Below are 26,643 nucleotides of genomic sequence, written 5' to 3' on the forward strand. Positions count from 1 at the left end.
TGGTCGGGTGAGCAGCGAGAGCACGTCGAAGCAGCAGCCGCTTCTCGTGCTGGGCAAGATCACCGAGATTCTCGACGCCTTCTCCTTCGATCGTCCGTCGATGACTCTCGGCGAGATCCAGCACAGCACCGGCCTGCCCACCTCGACCGTCCAGCGCCTCGTCACCAACCTGGTGCAGCAGGGCTTTCTGGATCGAAGCGGCGACCGTATCCGAATCGGCGTGCGCATGGCCTACTGGGCCGCGACGGCGACCAAAGACCTCGACGTGCTGTCGGTGGTCAACCCGGTCCTCAAGGACATGCGCGATCTGACGACCGAGACGGCATGCTTCTTCCGAGCCGAGCAGAACTACCGGGTGTGTGTTGCGATCGCCGAGACACGCCACGCGTTACGCCGAGACATGTATGTCGGCAAGGTCATTCCGCTCAGTGCAGGGTCGGCCAGCCGCGTCCTGCTGGCCTGGGACGCCGAACTGGCCGAGCGGGTGCTCTCGCGCGAACTCGAATCGATGACCGAGCAGACGGTGACCGAGGCGGAGACGCTGCGGGCCCTGTTGGCGCAGACCAAGTCCGACGGCTACGCGATCACCACCGGTGAACGCGAGACCGGCGCCTCGGGACTGTCCGCACCGGTGTTCGATTCGGCCGCGGACATCGTCGGTGCCGTCACCATCAGCGGTCCGACGCTGCGGATGCCGCAGTCGCAGTGCGAGGAATGGGTCGATCTGCTGATCTCCCATGCCGAGCAGATCACGAGAACACTGGGCGGCCGCTACCCGTCGTGAGCCCAGGCCTCTGGATTCACCGGATGTGGAGGCGGTGAGCCACCGACCATCGCGGCCGCATTGGTTGCGCACAGTCTGGCCATCTCCGAGCGTACCGATACCGTCGCGCTCCCCACGTGCGGGAGCAACACGGTGTTCGACAGTTCTGCGAGTCCCGGTTCGAGCGCCGGTTCGCGCTCGTAGACGTCCAATCCTGCTGCGGCGATGGTTCCCTCGCGCAGCGCGGTCACCAGAGCGGCCTCGTCGACCACCGGCCCGCGTGCGGTGTTGATCAGGATCGCCGACGGTTTCATCGCCTCCAGCGCGGATGCGTCGACCAGATGATGGGTGGCGTCCGACAGCGGAACATGAAGCGAGAGAAAGTCACTGGTGGCGACGATCTCGTCCCACGACGCATGCTCGACGCAACCGGCGAACTCGCCGAGCTCGTCGTCGGAGACGTCGCGATCACCGGGTGGGCGGGGACAGAACTTGATCGTCATACCGAAACCGAGCGCCCGCCGAGCAGTGGCGCGCGCGATGCGTCCGAACCCGGCCAGACCCAGCACCCGGCCCGAGACATCGCTGCCGAGAAGCAATTCGGGCTCCCAGCCGGTGAACGAGCCGGAGCGGACGAACGCATCGGCCTCGACGGCGCGTCGAGCGGTGGACAGGACCAACAGCATCGCGATGTCGGCGGTCGAATTCGTCAGGACCCCGGGAGTATTGGCGACCGTGATCCCGTGCTGCGTCGCGGCGGCGACGTCGATGTTGTCGAATCCGACGGCGTAGTTGGAGATTCCGACGATCGACGCCGACGCCAACAGATCGGCATCGAACCGGTCACGCAACTGGGATACGACGACCGAGTATTCACCCGAGGCGCAGGCGTCGACGAGTTGCTCGTGATCGAGCGCTCTCAGGTCCACCTCCCCGGCGGCTCGGAGAATCTCCATACCGGGAGCGGGGATCTCGGTGGTGACGAGGATGCGGCTCATGCGACCCACTCGAAGGCGCGCGCATTCGATCGCACGCCCTGGACCGTCTTCGATCGCATGGGCTCCTCCAGCTCGGCCAACAGACTTTCCGACACGGACACCATGCGCTCCAACGTAGTCGGCTCGAACCAGTCCGGCCTCGTCGCGAAGAGGATGTCCTCGGAGGAGGTGTTGCCGCTGGCACCCGGGGCGAAGGGGCAACCGCCGAGTCCGCCGAGCGAACCGTCGACCATCGTGGCACCGGCCGAGATGGCGGCGAGCGTATTCGCGACGCCGAGACCCCAGGTGTCGTGACCGTGGAACACCACTCGACGGTCGGGGGTTTCGCCCCGCACGCGCTCGATCAGGGACGACACCTGTACCGGCACGGCCTGTCCCAGGGTGTCGCAGATGACGATATCCGTTGCACCGGTTGCCCGTTCGTCGTTGGCGATCTCGATGACCCGGTCCGGTGGCACCTGTCCCTCGAAGGGACAGGTGAACGACGTCGCGATGCACAGCTCGATCTCGCCGCCCACCGACCTGGCGATGTCGACGGCGTCGGGCATGGCGGCAAGGGAGACCTCGGTGGTCCGGCCGATGTTGGCCTGGTTGTGCGAATCCGAGGCGGAGAAGCAGTACTGGAAGTGACGGGCACCCGCGGCTGCTGCCTTCTCGACGTGACGTGGTGTTGCCACCCAGACCCAGCAGCTCTCGAGTTCGTCGGCGGTGAGCTCGCCGATCACCTCCAGGGTGTTGGCCATGGGCGGCACCTTGTCACCTCGCGCCATCGACCCGATCTCGAGCGCTGGGACGCCGAGTTCGAGGAGAGCCCTGATGATCTCGAGTTTGCGTTCGGTGGAGAGCATCTTGCCGGTGAGCTGCAGACCGTCACGCATGGTGACGTCGCGAAGCTCGGCGGCGGGAGCGAATCGAAACATCTACTGGCCCATCTCTTCGTCGGTACGGCCGAGCAGGGTCGAGAGAACTTCCCTGGTGTGTTCGCCCAGATCCGGTCCGACCGAGCGAATCGGCAGGGACGCGTCGCCGATCACCGGGACGACACCGACGAATCCGACGTCGGTGGGCTCGTCACCGCCGGTGTCGACCTGGAAGTGCTGAATCATGTTGCGGGCGGCGTACTGTTCGTCGGCGACGATGTCTGCAGCGGTGTAGATCGGGCCCGACGGCACCCCGGCCGCATCGAGAATCTTCAAAGCCTGCTCGCGCGAATGCAATCCGGTCCACGCCGAGATAGCGGCGTCCAGTTCGTCGCGTCGACGCCATCGGCCGGCGTTGGATGCCAGATCGGGATCGGCCCCGAGATCGGGTCGGTCGATGGTCTCCATGTAGCGCTGAAAGATGGCGTCGCCGTTGCCGGCGATGATGATCGAATGACCGTCGTTGCACGGGTACGCGTTCGACGGGGCGATGCCTTCCATCCGCCCGCCGGTCCGTTCTCGCTCGACTCCGTAGGCGAGGTAGTCCGGGATGAGCGATTCCATCATCGACAGTATGGATTCGTTGAGCGCCACATCGATGGATCGCTGCGCCAGCGACAAGTCCGGCGCCTGGGCCGCCCGTTGGGTCTGTCGCTGGAACAACGCCATGACACATCCGAACGCTGCATACAGCCCGGCGATGGAGTCCCCGATCGAGACTCCGACCCGAACAGGTGGCCGATCCGGATCGCCCACGAGATTGCGGAAGCCGCCGTATGCCTCTGCGACAGCGGCGAATCCGGGTCGCTGCGACATGGGGCCGGTCTGGCCGAAGGCCGAGATGCGGGTGATGATCAGCTCGGGATTGGCGGCAGAGAGCACCTCCGGCGAGATACCCCATTTCTCCAGCGTGCCGGGCCGGAAGTTCTCGAGCACGATGTCGCATGTCGCTGCGAGGTCGACGACGTCCTTGCGTCCCTGTTCGGTGCGCAGGTCCAGCACGATCGACTTCTTGTTGCGGTTGATCGTGCGATAGAGCATCGACGTGGTGCCCGAGTACAACCGCCAGTTGCGCAGTTCGTCTCCGGTTCCCGGTCGTTCGACCTTGATGACCTCGGCACCGAAGTCCGCGAGCATGCGGGCTGCAGTGGGTGCGGCGATGTAGTTGCCGAGTTCGAGAACTCGAACTCCGCTGAGCGGCAGGGCCATCGTGTTCCTTTCGGTATTCACAGGAGAGGCGCTCACAGGATCCAGCTCATGGGCACGATCAGCGCGATCGCAATGACCGACGCGACCGACACACCGACCGAGCACGTCTTGAGTGTGCCTCGCGTCGACTGTCCCATCAAGGACTGCAACAGCCAGAAGGTGTTGCTGGTGACGTGCACGGCGAACAGTGATCCGGCACCGGCCGCGAGAGCGATGAACACCGGGTCGAGACCGATCAGCGGTGCGACCGGGGCCAGAATGCCGGCGGAGGTGATGGCCGAGATCGTCACCGATCCGACGGCGATGTGCAGCGCGGCAGCGATGACCCACACCATCAACAGCGGAGCCGCGGTGCTGGCCGTGAAGTACTGGCCGAGGATGTCGCCGAGTCCCGCTTCGTTGATGACGGCCGCGAGCGAACCACCGACACCGGTGAGGATGAGGATCTGACCGCTCTCGGCGAAGCCACGAGCCAGTGCCTTCTCCACCCGGCCCTGACCGACGTGATAGCGACCGATGAGGCACGTCCCCACCAATCCGATGAGCAGCGCGATGACCGGGCTGGCAATGAATTCGACTACAGGAACCGATATTTCGGCGACTTCGAGAACGGCTCCGATCGCAATGAGGACGAGCGCGAGCAGCAGCGGCGAGAGCAACACCAGCAGTGACGTCTGCTTCTCCGTGCGGACCTTCTGGGCAATGCCACCTCCGGTTTCGACCGGCTCGTCGTCGGAATCGGCAGGATCCGGGACCACAGGCTCTGGGACTACTGTGATCTGCTGCTCGTCCTTCTCCTCGTTCCACCATCCGTGTCGGAACACGAACGACATGATGGCCACCGACAGCACCACGACCGGAACGATCAGAATCAGTCCATAGATCATCATCTTGCCCAGCGGCACCCCGAGCAGTCCGGCCAGAGCGAGCGTCGCGACACCGGGGACCATGAACACGATTCCGCATTCCAGGGCGATGGCCAGCGCCGTGGCCATCCTCGCCGTGCCGTACTTGCCGATCTTGGGCGCGAGGTTGCGAGCCAGCGGAGCGGAGATCACCAACAGCACGTCGAGAAAGATGGACTGCAGCAGCGTCGCGATGGTCAGCGAGAGCGCGTACGGCAGCCGTTTGGGTCCGAAGGTTCTGAGCAACGTGCCGACCAGGCGTTGAATGGCGTTCATCTCCTGCAGCACCGAGCCCATCAGCACACCGAAGGCGATGAGCAGGCCCACCTCGGCCATGATCTCGCCGAAGCCACCGGTGATGGTGTCGACGGTGGTCGAGACTCCCAGCTTCGTCGCCAGGCCCAGATACGCCGCTCCGAGGACGAGCGAGACGACCGGGTTGAAATGAAAGCGAACGATGAAGACCACCACCGCCAGAACGGCGACGACGGTGTTGATCACGATCCAGATGTCGGACATCGGCAATTCTTCCCGCTCGGTGAGAGTGACCGCTGCCTTGGCACACGGCTCGGTGTGATCCACCACACTGATACCCACATTATGGGCACAGATTTACTTCGTGAGCAAGAGCTTGGGCAGCATCGAGCCGTGAGGGAGGACCGAGGACACGGTCAGATCGGCTGCGCACGCCTCACGGACAGCGCTGCGCGAGACGGATCGAGTTCCACGGGCGAGCGGACCAGTAGCTCCCCGACCCGCAGAATGCCGTCGGACAACGGTTCGACGCGAAGCCCGCCGCGGCCGATCAACGCCTTACGTGCACCGTCGACCACCATGCGGTCCATCCACGCGCAGGGATGGGCCGGTCGGCCGCCCCGAAAACGAATCCAGCCGTCACCGGAATCGAGCTCGAATTCCAGACCGCGCAACGGGTCGAGTTCGAGCCCGCGGACCACCACGTTCCGCCTGGCCACGGACGGATCGGGAACGTCGACACCGAGTACCTCGCCCACGGCGTCCCAGGCCTCGACGGACAGAAAGCTCACCGCCGCCTCGGTGTGCGCCTTCACCCCGAAGAATCGATCGCCGCGAATGCCCTTGTGGGCGACGATCTCGACACTGTCCGGCAGTTCGGTCGGCACATCGGCCGGGCCGTCCTTGGATCTCCCGAAGTACGCGTGCGAGGGCGCTCGCAGCAGCTCCACTATCTCGGCTCGATACTCGAAAGGCATGCGCTCGAGTCTGCCCGGAATCGAACTCTGCCGGTTCTTACCACCGGGTAAGAACGGCCCGGTAGTATCGCGAAATGGCTGTGAAAACACGTGTGACCACTGCGGACGGCATGATCGAGGGAAAGCCGGTCGGGAATCTCACCACCTGGCGGGGCATTCCCTACGCCGCCCCACCCGTGGGTCCATTGAGGTTCAGAGCGCCCCAGCCCACGGAGCCGTGGCAGGGCGTACGCGACGCGACCGAGTGGGGTAACGCCTCCGTTCAGCACAAGCGAGGCACGATGCTCGCGATCGGCAAGTACCAACCGTCGAGCGAGGACTGCCTGACGCTCAACGTACTGGCCCCGAGCACACCGAGCGCGAGTCCGCGTCCGGTCATGGTGTTCATTCACGGTGGTGCCTACACCCTCGGCACGTCGGCCACTCCCCTGTACGGCGGCGGTTCCCTGGTGCGCCGCTCGCTGCAGGACGGCGACGGCATCATCTACGTATCTGTCAACTACCGACTCGGTGCACTGGGCTACCTCGACATGTCCCAGTTCTCCACTCCCGAGCGGCCGTTCGACTCCAACCTGGGCTTGCGAGATCAGGTTGCGGCCCTGGAATGGGTACAGCGCAACATCGCGAACTTCGGCGGTGATCCGAACAACGTCACCATCTTCGGTGAATCCGCCGGCGGCAATGCCGTCACTACTCTGATGACAGTTCCCTCCGCGAAAGGCCTGTTCGCCCAGGCCATTTCCGAAAGCTCCGCACCGGGCATGACGGCCACCAAGGAGCGTGCCGATCAGTGGGCGCGCGAGTACGTCGGGTACCTCGGCGGCACCAGCGAGAACGCTGCCGAGACCCTGGAGAACGCCGAGGTGCTGCGGCTCGGGCGGGCCGGCACCAAGCTGGGGCTCACCACATTGCATCGCACTCCCGGCCTGCTCCCGTTCGGCCCGGTGATCGACGGTGACTTCCTCCCGGTCAGCCCGGTCGAGGCCTACGCGAACGGAACCGCGCACCGCGTCCCACTGATCATCGGCACCAATGCCCGTGAGGGAACGCTGTTTCCGAAGTTCCTCGACGCGCTGCCCACCAACCCCGAGCGCATCACCAAGCTGTTCTCTCTCACCGATCCCGACGCCGAAGCGGTGGTCACTTCGGGCTACCGGGGCTACCCCAGCGAGCGGGCAGCCATCGACTTCGGTGGCGACTTCACCTTCTGGAAGCCGTCTCTCGAAGTGGCCGAGGGACATTCGCGTCATGCACCCACGTACTTCTATCGCTTCGACTTCGCTCCACGATCGCTCAAGGTGCTCGGCCTCGACGCCACCCACGGCTTCGAGTTGTTCGCCGTGTTCGGCATCAACGCGACGATGTTCGGCAAGGCGCTCACGCTGGCCGGCGGACGGAAGGCTTTCGCCGAGGTCACCGAGCAGGTGCAATCGCAGTGGATCGCGTTCGCCAGCAACGGAAAGCCGTTGGACTCGTGGCCGGCGTACGACGAATCAGGCCGTAAGACGATGATCTTCGATACTCGCACCCGAGTACAGAAGGATCCGCGCAGCGACAGGCGCAAGGCCTGGGAGGGCTACCGAGGCTACGACAGCCAGAAGCTCGAACCCGTCACTTGAGCAGTCGCGACATACGACGGTCGGCGAGAATCTTGCCGGCCGTCTGGCAGGTCGCGCAGTACTGAAAAGAGCGATCCACGTAGGCGACTTCGCGGACCGGGTCGCCGCACACCGGGCACGGCAGCCCGGTTCTGGCGTGCACGCGCATTCCCGATCTCTTCTCCCCCTTCAGACGCGCCGCATCCTGCCCGGCCGAGCGGGCCACCGCGTCGGACAGGACGGAACGCATCGCCTCGTAGAGCACCCCGACGGATTCGGGATCGAGCTTGCTCGACGAGGCGAACGGGGAGAGCTTCGCGACGTGCAATATCTCGTCCGAGTAGGCATTGCCGATGCCTGCCAGCAGCGACTGGTCCACCAACGAGGTCTTCAACCGTGCGGTGGTGCTTCCGAGGACGTCGGCGAATTCGAGCTCGGTGACCGTCAGCGCGTCGGGTCCGAGCCGCGCGATGCTCGCGACCTGCTGCGGGTCGCGGACCACCCACACCGCCAACCGCTTCTTGGTCCCGGCCTCGGTCAGATCGATGGCGGGCGTCGCTCCTTCGGGAGTGAAGAAGTGGATTCGCAGCGCCAGAGGCCCTTTGCCCGGCTTCGGCGGTGCGGCGCTGGGATTGTCCACCCATCGCAACCATCCTCCGCGCGAGAGATGCGTGATCAGCCACAGGTCCCCGGCTCGGAGCGCCAGGTGCTTTCCGAAGCGCGCGGCGTCGGTGACGTCCGTGCCCTGCAGCTCGGTGATCGGCGGATCGAACGTCTTGAGAACGCTGAGAGCAGCGATGTCGATTCGGCCGATCACGGCACCGACGGCATGCTCGCGCAGAAAGCCGGCAAGGGCTTCCACCTCGGGTAATTCCGGCATGCGTCCAGTATGCAGCTACGATGACCGTCGTGATGGTTCCGACTCCGTACGAAGATCTGCTGCGCCACATCCTCGATACCGGGGCGGCCAAATCCGATCGCACCGGAACCGGCACCACCAGCGTGTTCGGCCATCAGATGCGCTTCGACCTGGCAGCAGGCTTCCCGTTGATCACCACCAAGAAGGTCCACCTCAAGTCGATCGTCTACGAGTTGCTGTGGTTTCTGCGCGGGGACTCCAACGCCACGTGGCTGCAGGAGCACGGCGTCAGCATCTGGGACGAGTGGGCAGCTCCGGACGGCGAACTCGGACCCGTGTACGGCGTGCAGTGGCGGTCGTGGCCGACCCCGTCGGGCGAGCACATCGATCAGATTTCGCAGGTCATCGAGACGCTGAAATCCGATCCGGATTCGCGTCGAATGATCGTCTCGGCCTGGAACGTCGGCGAGATTCCCCGGATGGCACTGCCGCCCTGCCACGCGTTCTTTCAGTTCTACGTGGCCGAGGGCAAGCTCTCGTGCCAGCTCTACCAGCGCAGCGCAGACATGTTCCTCGGTGTGCCGTTCAACATCGCCAGTTACGCACTGCTCACGCACATGGTGGCGGCGCAGACCGGCCTCGAGGTCGGCGAGTTCGTCTGGACCGGCGGCGATTGCCACATCTACGACAACCACCGTGAGCAGGTCACCGAGCAACTCTCACGCGAGGCCTACCCCTACCCCACTCTGAAACTGGCGCAACGGGATTCGATCTTCGACTACGTCTACGAGGACATCGAGATCGTCGACTACCAGCACCACCCGGCGATCAAGGCCCCGGTAGCGGTGTGAGTGCCCCGCACTTCGTGGGTCTGATCTGGGCTCAGAGCACCGCGGGCGTCATCGGGGACGCGGGATCGATCCCCTGGCACGTCCCCGAAGACATGGCGCACTTCAAATCGAAGACGACCGAGCATCCGGTGATCATGGGCCGAAAGACCTGGGACTCGCTGCCCGCGAAGTTTCGTCCGCTGCCGGGCCGTCGCAACATCGTGGTCACCCGCAACCCCTCGTGGACCGCCGACGGTGCCGACAGCGCACCGAGTGTCGCCGACGCAGTGGCCCTGGTCGGCGAGAGCCCGGTCTGGATCATCGGAGGCGGCGAAATCTATCGCAGCGCAATGGATATCGCGACCCACCTGGAAGTCACCGAGGTCGATCTCGACGTCGACGGCGATACGAGGGCTCCCGAAATTCCGCACGGCTGGACCGCGACGGCAGGCGAGTGGCGCAGCAGCCGGGTCGACGGCACCCGGTTCCGCTTCATCGAGTACGGAAAGCCTACCCAACCTTCTTGAGCGCGTTCAGGATTCCCCCGTCGCGACTGCGAACGGTGCGTCATACTGACGATCATGGACAAGAAGTCACTCACTGCCCTTGCCCGCCAACAGCTCAAGCTTGCCGTCGGCGCGTCGAGTGGCCGCAGTTCGCAGACTGTGTACGGCGGTCACCAGCGCCACCTGCGGCAGACGGTCGTGGCGCTCGCCGCCGGCAACAAGCTGGCCGAACACGACCTCTCCGGCGAGTCGACGGTATTGGTGCTCAGCGGCAAACTCGAGCTGATCAGCGGCGAGCGATCCTGGAAGGGCTCGACCGGCGACCTTCTCGTCATCCCCGACGCCCGCCACAGTGTCGAGGCACTCGAAGACGTGAGCTTTCTGCTGACCGTCGCTATGTGAGCGCCTGTCGTACGACCAGTACCGGGCAGTCCGCAGTGTTGACGAGCGCGAAACTCGTGGACCCCAGCAGCATTCCCCCGAAGCCGCCGCGCCCTCTGTTCCCCACGACGATCAACGCTGCCGTCTCGGACAGCCCACTGAGAACCCGTACCGGCCGGTCCTGCGCGACGACCCGCTGAATCTCGACGTCGGGGAACCTCTCCTGCCAGCCGGCAAGGCTCTCGGCCAGCAAGGCCTCCTCACCGTCCGCGATGGCCTGCCAGTCCGTGGGAGCGCGGCCGAACGACCGGGTCAGGTCGACGTCGGACCACACGTGCACCGCAATCAACACTGCGCCTCGCGCCGATGCTTCGACGAACGCCCATTCCACCGCCGCCTGGTTGACGTCCGAGCCGTCCATGCCGACGACCACCGGACCCTCGGCGACGGGACGGCCGTCGATGTCTCGGCCCCGCACCACCGCGACCGGTGAGACGCTGTGCGCGGCCAACGAGAGTGTGACAGCCCCGGTTTCGCTCGCCCCGATCACCAGGATCTCGGCCTGCGCCGACACACCGATGAGTACGTCCATGACGCCGCCCTCGACGGCGCTCGAGGTCACTTCGAAGGCGGGATCGTCGACGACCGATGCTGCCAGAGTTTCTGCCGCGACCAGTCTGGATTTGGCCGTGGCAACGAATTCGGTTGCCTCTCCAGCGAATTCGCTCAGATCGACGACTCCCGGCATATCGACGGCCGTGACGATGTGCAATCGGCGATCACGTCGGTGCGCGCAGAGCGCCGCCCAGATCACCGCCTTGTCCGCTGCGGCGGATCCGTCGATGCCGACGATGATCGGTCGAGAGCCTGTCACGTTTCGGGCCTCCGGTCGGTGCGCGAGAACTCGAGCCTCGGGCGTATGACGAATAGGAGTTCAGGCTAGTCGATGGACTCCGCCGAGGCGCCCCTTCGATTCGAATCGAAGAGGCACCGGTCCACGACTCCCCGGGGGTGTGGTGTCAGCTGGCGCGCAATGCGTTTGCGTACTGCTGATTTCGCGTGCGGCCGATCTCGGTAGCGGCGTCCTGCGCGTCGAGATGGTCCAGGTGAGCGGCCAGCAGATCGCGGCTGCGACCGCCGGCACCGAGATCGGCGCGCTCGAAGATGCGCCACTGGGCCAACATGGGCCGCAGCACGTCGTCGAGATGGCGGCGAAGATCGTAGATACCGTCCCGCGAGATGAGCATCGCGCTGCGCGCGAATCCCGGCAGATTGCTACCCGGCAGCTGGAAGTTCATGACGACCTCGGTGATCGCGGTGACCGTCAGCGACGGTGCCACCTCGAGCGCCGCCGAGACCAGGTCCGAGAAGAAGCGAACATGCAGTTCCTGATCGGCGACGATACGTCCGAGCAGGCGATCGGCCACCGGATCGTGGCACTGAGCCACGGTGTTGCGATGACAGACGCTCGAGACCGACTCGTCCAGAGCCACCTGGACGAGCGAACGAAGAAGGTGCGCTCCGTTGATAGGGGCGTCGAAACCCACGGTCATGCACTGCGTCCGAGCGCGGCCGAGAGCGATCGGATCGACGCTGCGGGTGGCAACCAGGTAGTCGGTGACGGCCGCCGCGTGTCGGGTCCGTCCCGCGCTCCACTCGGTCAGCCACGACGGCCACGCACCGACCTCGGCGGCCGTGGCGTCCCGGCGGTACAGCGGAATGTTCTGCTCCACGAGCAGATTGGTCACCAACGCCGCTTTGGCGGCTTCGGTCAGCGTCGAGGTACGCGAGCCCCAGTACATCTCGGCCCGGACGAAGTCGGCCGGTTCCCAGTGCACGGCTGCGGCGCGATGGCGAGCGAGATTCTCCTCGATGGTCGGCAACAGTTGCCGCAGAACCGCGAACTGCCCGATATCACTGCGCATACCCGCCCCTTCGCCGTCTGCCTACCACTCCGACCGAGATCAACGTAGATGCGCAGCCCCCTGGTCGAGGACACCTTCACGATTGTTTAGGGCAAGTCGCAAGCGCCCGGGGCACCCGCTCAGGAAAAGTCACAACGAGTTCTGGCGAAACCGTGGATAACGCGTTGATAACAACCTATGATCGATCCTGTTAGAGGCCAGGAAACAAACTTGAAGTACGAAAACGCCCCGATTTTGCCTGGAATTGCATAGATTGAGGCGAACGAGCGCATCGATACGCGCTAGTAAGTTTGTTCTCCGATGACCTGAAGAACTCAACACGAAGGGTTGATCTGTGACCGTTCACAACTCGACTAGCCTCGGAATCATGGTCGCGGGTCAGCCTGCGTCGGCTCCTCTTCGCGACTTCCGCGCGGTGGCGCGGCTCCTCGTCGGCCACTTCGCCGCCAACACTCCCTGTGGGTCGTTGCCGGGCGAACAGCTCCACGGGGACGTCACCGAATTCACCGTCAAATGCATCAGTATCGCCGTGCAGATGCTCGACGAACGACGCGCTCCTGCCGAGTCCGACCTGGCCGAACTGCGCGCCAAGGCCAGCCAGTGGGCACGCGAAGGCGTTCCGCTCGAATCGGTTCTCAGCGTGTATCACGAGGGCATCCAGATCGGCTGGAATCTCGTATCGAAGCGAGCAGGCGAGGGCGACGCAGCACAGCTGATCGAGGCCGCACGCATGTTCGTGCTGCTGTCGGAGAAGGTGTCCATCGCCGCCAGCAAGAGCTATGTCGAAGAGCTTCAGGCCGTGGCCAGCGAGCACCACACGGCAGCCCACACCCTGGTGACCTCGCTGCTCAGCGGCCACAACGCCGTCTCGATGGCTCGCCAGTCCGGCATCGAACTCGCCGACAGCTACCTCGTGCTCGCCATCTCGGTGCCGCCCCACCCGGACGAGAACGACCCCAACATCCAGAAGACCGTCGCCGCCCGCCGAAAACTGCGGCGTGTTCAGGCCGAGCTGGCCACGATCTGCGGTCGCACGCCGCTGTCCCTGCTCAGCACCGAGGGCGGCACAGTGCTGATCCCCGGTGTTCACGACGACGAATGGGTCGAGGCCCTGGTGCACCGCATCGGTACCGCCGCGGAGGTTCCCGTCACCGTCACCGCCGAGCAGGCCGCAACCGCCGACATCCCCACCGCAGCCGATCAGGTACACGAACTGCTGTCGCTGGCGCATCAGCTGCACCGCCCGTCCGGCCTGTACCGCATGGACGACCTGGTGCTGGAATACCAGCTCACGCGCCCGGGACCTGGTCGACGCCACCTGACGCAGATCCTCGAACCACTCGACTCCTCACCCGAGCTGCTCGAGACCCTCGAGATCCACATCTCGCACGATCTGAACCGTCAACGGTCCGCGCGCCAGCTCCATCTGCACACCAACACCGTCGATTACCGCCTCAAGCGGATCGCGCAGCTCACCGGGTTCGACCCCACCCGCCCCTCGGGAATCCGACACCTGCAGGCCGCCCTGGTGGCCCGCCGACTCGAATCCTCGCGCGGCGCAGCGTGATCTGAGAACTCCGGCCGGTTTCTCGACCCGACGGCAGGTAGCGTCGGGAGTATTCGAGGAGCAGGGGATCGTGGCATGACGAAGTTGAAGCTCGAGCTGGCCGGTGTGGTCAAGGAGTACCCCACCGGCGAGCAACCCGTCCGCGCCTTGGACGGTATCGATCTCACGATCGAGGGCGGCCAGTTCGTCTCGCTCGTCGCACCGTCCGGTGCAGGTAAGTCGACGCTGCTGCACATGCTCGGCGCACTCGACACCCCGACGTCGGGTTCCATTCGATTCGGCGACGTCGAGGTCACCACCCTCGACGACAACGCCCAATCCGATTTCCGACGCCACCAGGTGGGTTTCGTCTTCCAGTTCTTCAACCTGCTGCCGACGATGTCGGCATGGGAGAACGTCGCCGTCCCCAAGCTGCTCGACGGCACCCCCATCAAGAAGGCCAGATCCGACGCGATGCGTCTGCTCGAGATGGTCGGACTCTCGAACCGATCCGAACACCGTCCGGCCCAGTTGTCCGGCGGTCAGATCCAGCGCATCGCGATCGCGCGAGCGTTGATGATGGATCCGGCACTGCTGATCGCCGACGAACCGACCGGCAATCTCGATTCGAAGACCTCCCACAACGTCCTCGAGATCCTCGCCGACGTGGCGCACGCCAGCGAGGGGCGTCGAGCAGTGGTGATGGCGACCCATGACCTCGAGGCGGCACGGTCCACCGATCGCATCGTCAGCATGATCGACGGACGCGTCGAGACCGACACCTTGACGGCCGGTCTCGATCGGTGATCGGTACCGCGCTCAGCAGATTTCGAGTCATCAGCCTTCGCGACCTTCGCATGCACTGGGTGCGTTCGTTGGTGTCGGCCGGCGTCGTCGCCGTCGCAGCCGGGTTGCTCATCGCCGTCCTCGGCACCTACGGATCCTTGACCGGATCCGTCGAGCGCCTCGCGGTGTCTATCGCAGGTAACGCGAACTACGAGATCGTCGGTGTCACCGACTCGGGCTTCGATCAGAGCGAACTCGACGCCGTCCGTGCGGTTCCCGGCGTCGAAACAGCGGTTCCACTGTTGCGCAGCACCGTTCGGTCCGACGCCGGAGATCTCACCGTTCTCGGTGTCGACTCGTCCATCACGGCACTGCAGTCGGACTTCGAGGGTGCCGTCGGCGACGCGGCGGGGTTGCTGACCGACCCGTCCGGTGTCTTGGTCGGAGCCGCAACGGGTCTGACGCAGGGCGATACCGTCACCATCGACGACGTCCCGACGGCGGTGGTCGGCGTGGTCGACGGCCCGGGGACGCAGCGTATCGGCGGAGGTATGTTCGCCGTCGCGCTTCTCCCGACGGCTCAGGCGCTCACCGACCGCCCCGATCAGCTCGATTCGATCTTCGTCCTCGGCGGCAGTGAGACGCTGCGGTCGGACCTCGACGCGGCGTTGGCCGGACGAGTGTCGGTGATGAATCCGGACTTCCGAGCCGATCGCGCGAACCAGGCGATGAGCCTGACTCGCAATGCCACGCTGATGGTCTCGCTCATCGCGTTCGTCGTCGCGGCCTTCCTCGTCTTCAACGTCATGAATATGGCCATCGCGAAGCGTCGACCCACCATCTCTCTGCTCCGAGCCGTCGGTGGCAGGCGCGCCGATATCGTGCGAGATCTGCTGTTCGAGTCCGTGCTGGTGGGTCTGGTCGGCGGAGCCGTCGGAGTCCCGCTGGGAATCGCCATGGGCCGCATCGCGATCGAGAGTCTGCCGCCGTTCCTGTCGCAGGCGTTCGATGCGCGGATCGAATACGTGCTGCCCGGCTTCGCGATTCCGGTGGCGATCGTGGCGTGCGTACTGGCCTGTGTCGGAGCCTCGGCGGTCGCGGCCGTGCAGGTGTATCGCATCTCGCCGATCGAGGCGCTCGCGGTCGGCGGCGGAGAGACCTCGGGTGGCCCCGGTCTGCGATTCACCGTGGCCGCGACCGTATTCGGGGTGCTCGCCATCGCCGGGGCGTTCGTGTTCGCCGTCAACGTCGACGGACAGCTGACCCTCGGAGCCGGTGCCCTGTTCATGTTCGGCGTCGTCGCGCTGTGCGTCGGCGCGACCGGGCCGATCGTGTCGGTGACCGCAGCAGTCCCCCGCCGCTGGGGTGGTGCCGGACGCCTCGCGACCGCCACCATCGAACGCGCCCCGCGGCGTATCTGGGCAACCGTGATGACGATCGTGATCGCGGTGGGAGTCAGTGTGGGCGTGTCGGGTTCGCTGACCAACATGACCGGCTCCGCAGCCGAGTCCTTGTCGTCGTTGGCGAACACCGACCTGTACGTGTCGATGACCTCGCCCGACGCCATACCGTCGGGCCCGATCGTCCCCACCGAGGTGGCCGACGCCGTCGCATCGACTCCCGGTGTCTCTCGCGTCGTCGAGGGGCAGTGGGCATACGCGACGATCGACGGCGAGACGGTATCCATCCAGGGCGTCGCCGACGGAAGCAATGCAGTGACGCTCGCGTCGCTCACCGACGACGTGCGGTCCCAGGTGCTCGCCGGTGACGGGGTGGTGCTGTCCCAGGGGTTCGGCAGAACGTTGGGCGTGTCGGTGGGCGACTACATCGACCTCCCGACGCCGACCGGCGTACAGAACGTGCGGGTGCTGGATCTGGTCCAGTACATCAATGCCGCGGGCGGCACAATGGCGATCTCGTTGGACTCGATGCAGCGATGGTACGACCGGCCCGGGGCCACCTACCTGGAGATCAGCGTCGACGGAGACGTTGCCGCCGTGCAGGATTCACTGCGTTCGACGCTGCCGCCCGAGGCCTTCGTGTACACCGGCGCAGCCGCACTAGAGGGAACCAGTGCGGCCATCCGACAGTCCGGTGCACTGGCCATCGCGTTGCAGTGGATCGTCGCGCTCGTCGCTGCGGTCGCGTTGCTCAACACGTTGACACTGTCGGTACTGGAGCGTCGCCGCGAACTCGGGGTGCTGCGGGCCATGGGCGGCGGCCGGGGAACCCTGGCGAGAATGGTGCTCGCCGAGGCGCTGTCGGTCGGCATCGTCGGCGGTGTCCTCGGCCTCATCATCGGTGCGGGTCTGCAATATTTGAGCACCCTGATCCTCGGAGCCAGCATCGGAATTCCGGTCGCCTACACCGCGAGTTGGTCGGTGCTGCTGTACGGACTCGTTGCCCTCGGACTGTCACTGTTGGGTTCGGCTCCCCCTGCCGTGCATGCGTCTCGACTGAACATCGTGGAAGCTATTGCGGCGGACTAGGTGGTGGGGATCGTCTGGTTCTGCGTTGCTGGGCCTCTGGGATCCGCAAACGCGCGCGCGTTTGTCAGGTGCGAGCGGAATAGTGTGACGAGCCTGCGCGCGTCTGGCAAATGCGCGTGCGTTTGCGAGAGGGAAGGGTGATCGACGTGGCCACATTCAGCGTCGAAGTCGAGGAGTACGACGTCGAGAGCCTGCGCGACTGTGCGGGTGGTCCCGAGTGGGAATTGCGGCTGGAGCGTGCCGCCGTTCTGGTCCACGACATGCAGCCGTACTACCTGAACGTGCTGCACCACTCGGTGCGCTCGCGGGTCGCTGCGGAGGCGTCGAAGGTGGTCACGCGCGCCCGGGCCGTGGGGGTACCCATCCTGGCGAGTGGCCCGCGGGCAGCGAGTGTCATCGAGCAGCGTGGACTGCTGGGACCGATGTGGGGCTTGGGTCCGTCCGCCGAAGATACGGCAGTTAGCGAGCCGGACTTCGTTCCGATCTCGAAACGCAGCTACAGCGCCTTCTACGCCACCGATCTGGAAGTAGAACTGCGCCGACGCGGCCGTGACCAGCTCATCATCGTGGGAGTGTTCGCATCGGCGGGAATTCTCGCGACGACATTCGACGCTTTCGCCCGCGATGTCCAGTGCTTCGTCGGCATCGAATCGATCGCCGACTACACCGCTCACCAGCACCGCACCGCCCTGAACCTGATCACGTCACTGACCGGGACGGTGACGAGCAGCGGCAACCTGCTTCACGATCGCCACGGTGGGCCGCTAGACTAGCGAGCGCGATGTGGGCCAGCTGTGCATCTCGACAGCGAACCCATCCGCAACCGATTGTTCGATGGATCGAAAGTCGTTGCTGGACAATGGCTTCGGATCAGCAGAACGATCACCAGCCTTCGTAGCTCAGGGGATAGAGCAACCCTCTCCTAAAGGGTAGGTCGCAGGTTCGAATCCTGCCGAGGGCACTGCAGAGCAACTTCCGCGACCCTTCCCAGTTTCGTGAACCTATTGCGGACCCACAAAAACCCCCGTACCATCGAACATGCATTCGAGTACTGGGGAGGAACTCGTGGTCACAGCCGTACAAGATTCACCGTTGACGTCCGATGAAGTGCTGCGCTTCGTTGCGCGCCTTCAGTCGTCGGAGTTCGACGCCGACGCAGCAGCCGGCATCGATCTGATCTCGGCCCTCGAAACGATGAAAAGCGCCGGCGTGGCAGCGCAAGCCGTGGTGACCGACGCCGTGGCGACGACCATCAGCGACGAACGCAGAGAGCGCGGCAAGCCGAAAGCCCAGTGGCGCATCGGTATTGCGTCACAGATCGGCTTGGCCCGACGCGAATCACCGAACCGCGGCGGCACGCACCTCGGCCTTGCCCGTGCGCTCGTACACGAAATGCCGCACACCCTCGCGCGCCTGAGAGCCGGGGAACTCAACGAGTGGCGCGCCATGATCCTCGCCCGCGAAACCGCATGCCTCACTGTCGAGGATCGGCGCACGATCGACGAGCGACTCTGCGCAGACCCCGCCACACTGGCCGGTGCCGGCGACCGCACCATCGAAGGCCGCGCCCGCGCACTCGCCAACGAACTCGACGCCGCCTCCCAGGTAAAACGACGCGCCAAGGCCTATGCCGCCCGCCGCACCAGCACCCGCCCCGCACCTGAATCGATGGGCTTCTTCACGGTCCTCACCTCGATGGAGAAGATGGTCTGCATGTGGGCGACGCTGCGACGAGACGCCGACACCATCATCAACTCCGGCGGCGACACACGCACCCGCGACCAGATCATGGCCGACCTCGTCTTCGAGCGCGTCACCGGCGCATCCGCAGCACAGGGCCCTCCGGTGACCGTCGACGTCGTCATCTCGGATTCCACCCTCCTTGCCGGCGGTGACACGTCCGCATACATGCACGGCTACGGCGACATTCCGTCCGACGTCGCCCGGCAACTCATCCGAGACACACTCGACAGTGAGACGCACGTCGCATTACGCCGCCTCTACGCCCACCCGAAGTCCGGCGCATTGACGGCCGTCGAGTCCGCATCGCGCGCGTTTCCCACCGCGCTCGGACGCCTCATCGATCTCCGCGATCGCACCTGCCGCACCCCGTGGTGCGACGCGCCGATCCGTCACCACGACCACATCAGACCCCACTCCGCGAACGGCACTACCAGTGCCGAGAACGGCGCAGGCCTTTGTGCCGCATGCAATTACGCGAAAGAAGGCGACGGCTGGACGGCCGAAGCAAGACGAGACAAACACAACGCACGACACCGCTACACACTCATCCCACCGACCGGGCACACCTACGACTCGAGTGCACCGCCGATGCCGGTGGTGGAGCTGTACAACTCGCGAATCGAGAACGTGATACTCACCGGTCTCTTCGGCGACGACGCCGCATGACAGGTCGCCGCGGGAAGAGACCGAGACACAACTCGGTTACACTCGACAACGGCGCGCACAAGTGCACGCCAGACGTCGTGGAATTGCTCCCGAATCACCATGTGCACCCTGCACAGGCTTCTCTTACGGCGATCGAAACTGCCCACCGGCAGTCTCGCCACCTTTGCATCTCGGCCCAAGGCCCGCAGGTGCAACACCCTGCCCGAAAGGCACTTTTCATCACTATGACGACCCCACAGACTTTTGCTGCGCTCGGCGTACCCCAGGCCATCGCGGACGTACTCGCGAGCCAGGGCAAGACCGAGGCATTCCCCATCCAGGCCGATACGCTCCCCGACACACTGCAGGGACGCGACGTGCTCGGACGCGGAAAGACCGGCAGCGGAAAGACACTCGCCTTCGCCATCCCGATGGTCGCTCGCCTCGCCGGGCAGCTTTCCGGCAACCGCAAGCCCGGCCGCCCGCGTGGCCTGATTCTCGCGCCGACGCGTGAGCTCGCCACCCAGATCGCCGTCGCGATCGAGCCCCTCGCCGCCGCATACTCGCTGAAGGTCACCACGATCTTCGGTGGCGTCTCGCAGGTTCGCCAGGTCTCCGCACTCAAGGGCGGAGTCGACATCGTCGTCGCCTGCCCCGGACGCCTCGAGGACCTGATGAAGCAGCGCCACCTCACGCTCGACGGCGTTCAGATCACCGTCCTCGACGAGGCAGACCACATGGCCGACCTCGGGTTCCTGCCCGTCGTCACCCGCATCCTCGCCGCCACCCCGGACAAGGGCCAGCGCATGCTGTTCTCCGCGACCCTGGACAACGGTGTCGACAAGCTCGTCAAGCGCTTCCTGCACAACCAGATCACGCACTCCGTCGACGAGGCCACGTCACACGTCGAGGCCATGACGCACAGCGTGTTCGAGGTCGACGGCGTCGACGCCAAGAAGAAGCTCGTCCACCAGCTCGCCTCGGGCACCGGACGCCGCATCCTGTTCATGCGCACCAAGCACCAGGCCCGCAAGCTCGCCAAGCAGCTCACCGACGCCGGAATCCCGTCCGTCGACCTGCACGGCAACCTGTCGCAGGCCGCCCGTGACCGCAACCTCGCCGCCTTCTCCTCCGGCCAGGCTCGTGTTCTCGTCGCCACCGATGTCGCGGCCCGCGGCGTCCACGTCGACGACGTCCAGCTCGTCGTTCACGTCGATCCCCCGGCCGAGCACAAGGCGTACCTGCACCGCTCCGGCCGCACGGCGCGCGCGGGAAGCGCCGGCGACGTCGTGACCGTCGTCCTGCCCGAGCAGCGCAAGGACACCGCAGTCCTCCTGCGCAAGGCCGACATCAAGGTCACGCCCATCCGCGTCACCGCCGACTCGCCCGCAGTGGCGAACCTCGTCGGCGAGCAGGCTCGCTACGTCCAGCCCGCACCGAAGGCCGAGCCGGCACCGGCCCGCGCCGGAACCCCGCGCAACAGCAACAACGCGCGCCGCGGCGGCCCGGCCCGCTCCGGTGGACAGCCGCGCAGTGGCGGTCAGCCCCGCAGTGGTGGTCAGCCGCGCAGCGGTGGTGGCGGCCACAGCCGTCGCGCAGCAGGGCCGGCCACGAGCCAGCGCAGCCGCTGATCTCAGGCTGGCACACTGGAGCAGTGACCGTCAGCTCTTCGTCCACGCCCAAGTCAGGGCCCCTCGGTCCGCAGGAAATGGCGACCGCTGCCGTCATGAGCAGCTTCACCGTTGCCCTGACGGTGATCGGCGTGCTCGTACCGATGGCGGCGATCCTTCAGGTCGTCGCAGCGATTCCCATGTCGGTGGTTGCGCTCCGGTATCGGACTCGGGCACTGGTCACGGCTGCGGTGGCCGGCACCCTCGTCGGATTTGTCGCGGCCGGAACTCAGACGGCCATCACCGTCGCCAGCGCCGCCCTACTGGGCGGCCTGGTGGGGCGGGCGAAGCGCAAGAAGCAGGGACTGTTCGGCGTGCTGGTCACCTCGATGGTCGTCGGGCCGGTGCTCGGAGCCCTGACAGTGCTGATCCTGCTCGTTCTCGTTCCGCTGCGCGAGCTGTTTCTCGAGACTCTCCGTAACACCTTCGAGGGCATCTCTCGGCTGCTCGAGCGGACATCGGCGCTGCAAGGCGTGGCCGACGTGATCCGCACCGGCTCCACGGCCGTGCTCGACAACTGGTGGTGGTGGGCCGGCGGGTCGATCGCCTTCGGCATCGTCACCGGAACGCTGTTCGCGTGGCTCATCCTCGCCGCCATCCTCGACCGTCTCTCCACCATTCCCACCCCCGAGCCTCTGGGCTCGAACGCCGGCGACGAGATCGGGCCGCTGCCGGTCACGCTGAATGCGGTCGGATTCCGCTACCCGGGAAGCACGACAGCCGCGTTGACGGGCGTCGACCTCCGCATCGAAACCGGTGAGTTCGTGGCGATCGTCGGCCACAACGGTTCCGGGAAATCGACGCTGACGCGGATCCTCGCCGGCCTCGAACCGTCGGAGGGCACTGTGAGTCGGCCCGGCTCGACCGGTCTCGGACGGTACGGCGGCACCGCGGTGGTGCTGCAGCGCCCCGAAAGCCAGATCCTCGGCACCCGCGTCGCCGACGACGTGGTGTGGGGACTGCCGCCCGGCGATTCGCGTCCCGACGTGGAGGCGCTGCTCGACGAGGTCGGACTCGGCGGTATGGGAGCCCGCGACACCGCCTCCCTGTCCGGCGGCGAAATGCAGCGACTCGCCGTTGCCGCAGCACTGGCTCGCCGTCCCGCACTGCTCATCGCCGACGAAGCGACCGCGATGATCGACGCCTCGGGGCGCGAACACCTGGTCTCGCTCCTTGCCGAACTGCCCCGCAGGCACACGATGTCGGTCGTGCTCGTCACCCACCATGTCTCGGACACCGTCGCCGCAGATCGCGTCGTACATCTGCACGAGGGACATCAGGTGCAGCACGACTCGATGTGGATGCACGCTCGAACGGAGAATCCCGTTGCACTGCATGATAATTCGAGCGGCAGGCTCCTCGAGCTGAACAGCGTCCAGCACACCTACAACCGACGCACCCCGTGGGCGCAGGCCGCACTGAACGGTATCGACATCACCGTCAAGCGCGGTGAGGGTGTGCTCGTTCTCGGCGGAAACGGTTCGGGCAAGTCCACTCTCGCGTGGATCATGGCCGGCCTCACGGGCCCGACGGCAGGCACCGCACAGCTCGACGGCAAGGCCATGACCGCACGAGTCGGCGAAGTCGGCCTGGCGTTCCAGCACTCCCGCCTCCAGTTGCAGCGGCGCACCGTGTCCGAGGACATCGCGGCCGCCGCCGGACCCGAAACCGGTTCTGCCACAGTATCGGCCGCAATGGACGCCGTGGGCCTGGACAGATCGTTGGCCGCTCGCGACATCGACTCGCTCAGCGGTGGCCAGATGCGCCGCGTCGTATTGGCCGGGCTCATCGCGCGACGGCCTCGAATGTTGGTTCTCGACGAACCCCTGGCCGGGCTCGATCCACCCGGACGCGACGACATCATCGGCGTTCTCGCCGGACTGCGCGATCGCGGCGTCGCCATCGTCGTCATCTCGCACGACGTGGACGGTATGGACACCGTCTGCAGCCGCACCATCACCATGGCCGACGGCCACATCGTCTCCGATTCGATCCTGGGGAGCGTGCATTCGTGACCACCGTCGTACTGCGTCAGGTTCCGCGGTTCTCGCCGATCCATCGGCTGTGGGCCGGCACCAAGCTCGTCGTCGTGGTGCTGCTGTCCATCACTCTCGTGGTGGCACCGACCTGGCCCGCGCTCGGCATCGTCTTCGCGCTGTTGGTCATCGCCGCGATCATTGCGCACGTCCCGATCACGGCAGTGCCACGTCCACCGTGGTGGATCTGGGCCCTGTTCGGCGTCGGAGCTCTGATCAATCTGCCGATCGGCGGTGCGGCAGTGCTGGTGTATCTGCGCGCGACGCTGTTCATCTTCGTCCTGCTCGGCGCATCGATGATGATCGGCTGGACCACGTCGATGAGCGACATCGCGCCTGCGGTCTCCAAACTGGGCACACCGCTGAAGAAGCTGAAACTGCCGGTCGACGAGTGGGCGATCGCCGTGGCCCTGAGCCTGCGGTCGCTTCCGCTGCTGATCGAAGAGATGCGCACCCTCAACGCTGCCCGACGCCTTCGGCCCAAGCCGGTCGTCAACAGCGCCTCGGACAACTCCCTGGTCGACATCGTCACGACGGTGATGTCGGTGGCCATCCGACGGGCCGACGAGATGGGTGGGGCCATCACCGCCCGCGGCGGCACCGGAATGATCACCGCCACCGAGGCGCGCTTCAAGGCCTCCGACGCGGTGACGCTGATCGTGGTGACGCTCGCGTGCGCCGCAGCCATCGCGATCAGCTTCCTGTGGAGCTGATCTACTCCCCCGCGAGGCGTTCGGTGCGCGAGTTCAGCGCCTTCACGAACACCTCCGGGATGTCCCGTGGATCCTCGGCCACGTAGCTCGTACCGCCGGTGACAGCCGAGATCTGCTGCAGTGCAACCGGATCTGCATCGCCCGTGACGCCGACCGTGATGATCACGATGGGACGCACCGGATCCTGTTCCTTCTGCAGTGACGCCAGCAGCTGGTCGAGGCTGATGCTGCCCTCGTCCTCGTTGGCCCCGTCGGTCAGAATGATGACGCTGTTGACGTAATCGGGGTCGTACCCCTCCTTCACCCGCCGGAACGCCGCCAACGTGGTGTCGTAGAGCCCTGTTCCGCCCCCGACGAGGCTGGGCAGGCCGCGGATGGCGTCGAGGATCGCCTGACGCTGCGGCTTGCCGTCGAACATGTTGCTCACCGGGCCGAGCGGTACCAGTTCTCGATAGTCTTGTCTTCCACCACCGAGTCCGATGGAGAATGCCCACAGACCCATCTGGGTCTGGTCGCTGAACAGATCGTTTGCACCGACCGATGCATCGACGGTCAACGCGATGCGCGTCGAGTCGCCCGATCTCGCGGCCATCGAACCCGACACGTCCTCGACGACGAGGGTGCGCAGCGGTAGCGCGAGCACGGCCCAATCCCGCAGCGTCGTCTCGATCGACAACGGGTTCTTGATCTCGAGCGACGCGACGGACCCGACGCCTCGGCCCTCGGGAAGTGGTGTGCCACTCGACGTTCGGAAGCCGGCTGCAACCATGGTCTCAGCGGCCGAGGCGGTGGCGAGAACGGAGCCCAGTGCCGCTCCTGCCTGCTTGACGCGATCGTAGTCGGGCCCGGCAGGAGCGGTCACCGCCAGCGGGTAGTTGAGGAAGTAGCTTCCGGTCGGCGGAACCGACGCGGTCAGAGTCGATCCCGGATTCCCGGCCTCGTACGCCAACAGTGCCTGTTCGGTGGCCACACTGGTACCGCCCTCGGCGGCTACCTGGGCCACCAGATCCGGCGTGTCGTGCGGAGTGTCCGCGATGCGCCCGAAATCCTGTGCCATGGGCACCAGTGCCGCCGATACGGCCTTCGCGTCCGAGATCGCCACCTCGGATTCGGCCAGCGCACCGAGAATCGCGGCATTCGAGGCACTGCTGGTCAGAGGGTCACCGATGCGTTGACCGGGAAGCTGAAGCACACTGAGCCAGGTATCGGTCACCGGCACCGCATCGGAACTCGACACCAGGATCGGCAGTGTGTTGGCGACGGAGGTCTTCGCCAGCTCGGGCAGGGCACCGGTCGAGCGCAGGGTCTTGAGCAGCCACAGCGTCGAATCCGGGATCCACAGGTCCGGACGATCGTCGTCGGTTCCCGCGATTTCGGTGGCGGTGTCCGTCGGCCGCTCGGGCCGGACCTCGAAGTTCACGCAACCGCGGGCGACCTCGTCGGCCTGCGAAAGAATCTGCTCGACCGGCTCGGCGATGGAGGTGTCCACCGCGAGCGACACGGTATCGAGCGAATCGCAGGAATTCGCGCCGGATGCGCGCACGGCCTGCACTCCGAACCAGCCACCGACCACGAAGACCACCGCAGTCAGAGCAAGAACCGCCCAGGTCCACACGCGGCCGAACCTGGAACTACTACCGCTGTGACGTCCCGACATCGCTGGCTCCCCCTGCTTCGATCCCCATCATCACCGACGTGATGGGGCCCCGGATCCTCCGCGCATCGAAGTGCCTCGCTGCGCGTGGTGCATACCATAGCGGGTCACCGGTACAGGAGCTCAACCTCGGGCTCCGGCTCGCTACTGGCTGAGATGACTCAGGCGGCGCCTCTCGGAATCGGTCGATCCTCCTCGTGCCTCGGGTCCAGTTCCATGGCTTCGCTCGTGGACAGTTCACTCGCGGCGAAGGACGGATCGTCAGCGAAGGACTTGATCCGCGCAATTCGGTAGATGATCAGACCGTACAGAACCTTCGCGAGAATGTCGGCTATCGAGTAACCGATCTGCTTACCGGTCCAGGCCGCGGCACCGTCGATGCCCAACTGCGGCAACAGGTATGCAATCGGGTACACACCCCACGTGATCAGCAGCAGAAGCCTGAGCTGACCGATCGACTTGCGCACCTGTTCCGGTTGCTTGTCGAGGGACTTCGTGACCTCTACGAACAGGACGTAGAGAATGTAGACGAAAGGAATGGACGACAGCGTTCCGAAGAGGTTTCGAATTCCGTTGTCCCCGCTCAGTTCTCCAGGATATCCAAGTGCAATCATCAGCGCCGCAGCGGGGATGAGCCGCAGCAGCAGACTGGCCTGAAGCTTGCGCGCGAGCGCCAGTACGGCGACCAACTCGAGGAGAAGCAACGGCACAGTGAGCAGCCAGTCGACGTATCGGTAACCCTCGTTGAACCCCACTCCTGCAACTTGGCTGTAGGTGCCGCGTCCACCGACCGCGTCGGTCTCGAACGAGTCGTTGAACGAATTGAAGATTCGGAAGTAGTGGTACGCAGCGATGCCACAGACGACGGCTGCAACACACATGGCCTGCCTGTACCGGGGCAAAATCCTAGGGAGACAGGCGATCATGAACAACGCAGCAAAGAGCTGCGACGCAATGACCAACGAGAAGATGTTGTAGATGGTGTCGTGTTGGGCGGTGGTGAGAGTGTCGGGTATCACGGGGCGTCCTCCGGTCAGAAAGTAGCGAAGTTCGCTGGTGAGGAGAGGACGACCGGGAGTGTCAATAACCTGCCGTGGTCTGAAGACCGCTGCGAACTATCTCGAACGCTAGACCCAACGCGGGCAAATAGTTGCCCGAAATCGACTATTCGAATATTTCAGTTCGGAAAACCTGCACACCGTCCTGAATTGCCGCGAGTTTCGTTGTCGTCGCGA

The 26,643-nt window shown here is 65.4% G+C and carries 23 protein-coding genes and 1 tRNA gene; 14 read left to right on the forward strand and 10 right to left on the reverse strand.

Features of this window, described 5'->3' with window-relative positions; genetic code table 11:
- The first annotated feature begins 7 nt into the window (after positions 1-7).
- Entirely contained in the window at positions 8-784 is a 777-nt protein-coding gene (locus AABD04_RS18135; protein ID WP_341441996.1) for an IclR family transcriptional regulator, read from the forward strand.
- Here the strand turns inward: AABD04_RS18135 and AABD04_RS18140 are convergent.
- From AABD04_RS18140 to AABD04_RS18160, 5 genes are all read right to left on the reverse strand, one after another.
- Positions 772-1,761 (reverse strand): 2-hydroxyacid dehydrogenase, encoded by a 990-nt coding sequence (locus AABD04_RS18140; protein WP_341441997.1) that lies wholly within the window; start codon positions 1,759-1,761, stop codon positions 772-774. The genes AABD04_RS18135 and AABD04_RS18140 overlap by 13 nt on opposite strands.
- Positions 1,758-2,681 carry a beta/alpha barrel domain-containing protein gene (locus AABD04_RS18145; RefSeq protein WP_243593722.1) on the reverse strand — a complete coding sequence of 308 codons (924 nt, stop codon included), beginning with the start codon at positions 2,679-2,681 and terminating at the stop codon, positions 1,758-1,760. Before AABD04_RS18145 ends, AABD04_RS18140 begins: the two co-directional genes overlap by 4 nt.
- Positions 2,682-3,890: a CaiB/BaiF CoA transferase family protein gene (locus tag AABD04_RS18150; protein WP_341441998.1), complete on the reverse strand. Its 1,209-nt coding sequence runs from the start codon at positions 3,888-3,890 to the stop codon at positions 2,682-2,684. It lies immediately after the preceding gene.
- A 32-nt stretch (positions 3,891-3,922) separates the two neighbouring features.
- Positions 3,923-5,314: a GntP family permease gene (locus tag AABD04_RS18155; RefSeq protein ID WP_341443093.1), complete on the reverse strand. Its 1,392-nt coding sequence runs from the start codon at positions 5,312-5,314 to the stop codon at positions 3,923-3,925.
- A 152-nt stretch (positions 5,315-5,466) separates the two neighbouring features.
- Positions 5,467-6,027: an MOSC domain-containing protein gene (locus tag AABD04_RS18160; RefSeq protein ID WP_243593724.1), complete on the reverse strand. Its 561-nt coding sequence runs from the start codon at positions 6,025-6,027 to the stop codon at positions 5,467-5,469.
- Between the two features lie 74 nt (positions 6,028-6,101).
- Between AABD04_RS18160 and AABD04_RS18165 the strand changes: the two genes are divergently transcribed.
- A complete protein-coding gene (locus tag AABD04_RS18165; RefSeq protein ID WP_341441999.1) occupies positions 6,102-7,646 on the forward strand; it encodes a carboxylesterase/lipase family protein in 1,545 nt (514 codons plus the stop codon).
- Here the strand turns inward: AABD04_RS18165 and AABD04_RS18170 are convergent.
- A complete protein-coding gene (locus AABD04_RS18170; RefSeq protein ID WP_341442000.1) occupies positions 7,639-8,505 on the reverse strand; it encodes a DNA-formamidopyrimidine glycosylase family protein in 867 nt (288 codons plus the stop codon). The two genes, AABD04_RS18165 and AABD04_RS18170, sit on opposite strands and share 8 nt — an antisense overlap.
- A 29-nt stretch (positions 8,506-8,534) precedes the next feature.
- Between AABD04_RS18170 and AABD04_RS18175 the strand changes: the two genes are divergently transcribed.
- The 3 genes from AABD04_RS18175 to AABD04_RS18185 are packed head-to-tail and all read left to right on the forward strand — an operon-like array spanning position 8,535 to position 10,222.
- The gene (locus tag AABD04_RS18175) at positions 8,535-9,335 is read left to right on the forward strand and encodes a thymidylate synthase (protein WP_341443094.1); all 801 of its coding nucleotides are present in this window, start codon (positions 8,535-8,537) and stop codon (positions 9,333-9,335) included.
- Positions 9,332-9,841, forward strand: coding sequence for a dihydrofolate reductase (locus AABD04_RS18180; protein WP_341442001.1), 510 nt, complete (start codon positions 9,332-9,334; stop codon positions 9,839-9,841). The genes AABD04_RS18175 and AABD04_RS18180 overlap by 4 nt, the downstream gene beginning before the upstream one ends.
- Before the next feature lie 54 nt (positions 9,842-9,895).
- Entirely contained in the window at positions 9,896-10,222 is a 327-nt protein-coding gene (locus tag AABD04_RS18185) for a cupin domain-containing protein (protein WP_068050089.1), read from the forward strand.
- Here the strand turns inward: AABD04_RS18185 and AABD04_RS18190 are convergent.
- Positions 10,215-11,075, reverse strand: coding sequence for a universal stress protein (locus AABD04_RS18190; RefSeq protein ID WP_243593729.1), 861 nt, complete (start codon positions 11,073-11,075; stop codon positions 10,215-10,217). The two genes, AABD04_RS18185 and AABD04_RS18190, sit on opposite strands and share 8 nt — an antisense overlap.
- A gap of 145 nt (positions 11,076-11,220) precedes the next feature.
- A complete protein-coding gene (locus tag AABD04_RS18195; RefSeq protein ID WP_341442002.1) occupies positions 11,221-12,126 on the reverse strand; it encodes an acyl-ACP desaturase in 906 nt (301 codons plus the stop codon).
- Positions 12,127-12,460: 334 nt separating this feature from the next.
- On the opposite strand from AABD04_RS18195, the gene AABD04_RS18200 reads away from it, so the two are divergent.
- The 9 genes from AABD04_RS18200 (at position 12,461) to AABD04_RS18240 (ending at position 23,754) form a co-directional block, all read left to right on the forward strand.
- Positions 12,461-13,693, forward strand: a complete 1,233-nt coding sequence (locus AABD04_RS18200) for a PucR family transcriptional regulator (RefSeq protein ID WP_032377353.1) — start codon at positions 12,461-12,463, stop codon at positions 13,691-13,693.
- 75 nt (positions 13,694-13,768) lie between these two features.
- Positions 13,769-14,479 (forward strand): ABC transporter ATP-binding protein, encoded by a 711-nt coding sequence (locus AABD04_RS18205; protein WP_243608887.1) that lies wholly within the window; start codon positions 13,769-13,771, stop codon positions 14,477-14,479.
- Between the two features lie 50 nt (positions 14,480-14,529).
- Positions 14,530-16,947, forward strand: a complete 2,418-nt coding sequence (locus tag AABD04_RS18210) for an ABC transporter permease (protein ID WP_341442003.1) — start codon at positions 14,530-14,532, stop codon at positions 16,945-16,947.
- A 146-nt stretch (positions 16,948-17,093) separates the two neighbouring features.
- A complete protein-coding gene (locus AABD04_RS18215; protein WP_341442004.1) occupies positions 17,094-17,720 on the forward strand; it encodes an isochorismatase family protein in 627 nt (208 codons plus the stop codon).
- A gap of 115 nt (positions 17,721-17,835) precedes the next feature.
- Positions 17,836-17,908 (forward strand) — tRNA-Arg (locus AABD04_RS18220).
- A 104-nt stretch (positions 17,909-18,012) separates the two neighbouring features.
- A complete protein-coding gene (locus tag AABD04_RS18225) occupies positions 18,013-19,356 on the forward strand; it encodes an HNH endonuclease (RefSeq protein WP_341442005.1) in 1,344 nt (447 codons plus the stop codon).
- Positions 19,357-19,580: 224 nt separating this feature from the next.
- Positions 19,581-20,966, forward strand: coding sequence for a DEAD/DEAH box helicase (locus tag AABD04_RS18230; RefSeq protein WP_341442006.1), 1,386 nt, complete (start codon positions 19,581-19,583; stop codon positions 20,964-20,966).
- Between the two features lie 23 nt (positions 20,967-20,989).
- Positions 20,990-23,020 carry an ABC transporter ATP-binding protein gene (locus AABD04_RS18235; RefSeq protein WP_341442007.1) on the forward strand — a complete coding sequence of 677 codons (2,031 nt, stop codon included), beginning with the start codon at positions 20,990-20,992 and terminating at the stop codon, positions 23,018-23,020.
- On the forward strand, positions 23,017-23,754 hold the full coding sequence (locus tag AABD04_RS18240) for an energy-coupling factor transporter transmembrane component T family protein (RefSeq protein ID WP_243608882.1): 738 nt from the start codon (positions 23,017-23,019) through the stop codon (positions 23,752-23,754). Before AABD04_RS18235 ends, AABD04_RS18240 begins: the two co-directional genes overlap by 4 nt.
- 1 nt (position 23,755) lies before the next feature.
- Here the strand turns inward: AABD04_RS18240 and AABD04_RS18245 are convergent, their stop codons facing one another.
- Positions 23,756-25,411: a VWA domain-containing protein gene (locus tag AABD04_RS18245; protein ID WP_341442008.1), complete on the reverse strand. Its 1,656-nt coding sequence runs from the start codon at positions 25,409-25,411 to the stop codon at positions 23,756-23,758.
- Between the two features lie 158 nt (positions 25,412-25,569).
- Complete coding sequence (locus tag AABD04_RS18250; RefSeq protein ID WP_341442009.1) at positions 25,570-26,427, reverse strand: bacteriorhodopsin-like; 858 nt, start codon at positions 26,425-26,427, stop codon at positions 25,570-25,572.
- Positions 26,428-26,643: the final 216 nt, after the last annotated feature.

This window comes from Rhodococcoides navarretei, assembly GCF_038069675.1.
Taxonomy (GTDB): domain Bacteria; phylum Actinomycetota; class Actinomycetes; order Mycobacteriales; family Mycobacteriaceae; genus Rhodococcoides; species Rhodococcoides navarretei.

Coding starts and splice junctions, on each gene's coding strand:
- AABD04_RS18140 (WP_341441997.1), bottom strand. CDS start 1,761: ATGAGCCGCATCCTCGTCACCACCGAGATCCCCGCTCCCGGTATGGAG.
- AABD04_RS18145 (WP_243593722.1), bottom strand. CDS start 2,681: ATGTTTCGATTCGCTCCCGCCGCCGAGCTTCGCGACGTCACCATGCGT.
- AABD04_RS18150 (WP_341441998.1), bottom strand. CDS start 3,890: ATGGCCCTGCCGCTCAGCGGAGTTCGAGTTCTCGAACTCGGCAACTAC.
- AABD04_RS18155 (WP_341443093.1), bottom strand. CDS start 5,314: ATGTCCGACATCTGGATCGTGATCAACACCGTCGTCGCCGTTCTGGCG.
- AABD04_RS18160 (WP_243593724.1), bottom strand. CDS start 6,027: ATGCCTTTCGAGTATCGAGCCGAGATAGTGGAGCTGCTGCGAGCGCCC.
- AABD04_RS18165 (WP_341441999.1), top strand. CDS start 6,102: ATGGCTGTGAAAACACGTGTGACCACTGCGGACGGCATGATCGAGGGA.
- AABD04_RS18170 (WP_341442000.1), bottom strand. CDS start 8,505: ATGCCGGAATTACCCGAGGTGGAAGCCCTTGCCGGCTTTCTGCGCGAG.
- AABD04_RS18185 (WP_068050089.1), top strand. CDS start 9,896: ATGGACAAGAAGTCACTCACTGCCCTTGCCCGCCAACAGCTCAAGCTT.
- AABD04_RS18195 (WP_341442002.1), bottom strand. CDS start 12,126: ATGCGCAGTGATATCGGGCAGTTCGCGGTTCTGCGGCAACTGTTGCCG.
- AABD04_RS18205 (WP_243608887.1), top strand. CDS start 13,769: ATGACGAAGTTGAAGCTCGAGCTGGCCGGTGTGGTCAAGGAGTACCCC.
- AABD04_RS18210 (WP_341442003.1), top strand. CDS start 14,530: ATGCACTGGGTGCGTTCGTTGGTGTCGGCCGGCGTCGTCGCCGTCGCA.
- AABD04_RS18230 (WP_341442006.1), top strand. CDS start 19,581: ATGACGACCCCACAGACTTTTGCTGCGCTCGGCGTACCCCAGGCCATC.
- AABD04_RS18245 (WP_341442008.1), bottom strand. CDS start 25,411: ATGTCGGGACGTCACAGCGGTAGTAGTTCCAGGTTCGGCCGCGTGTGG.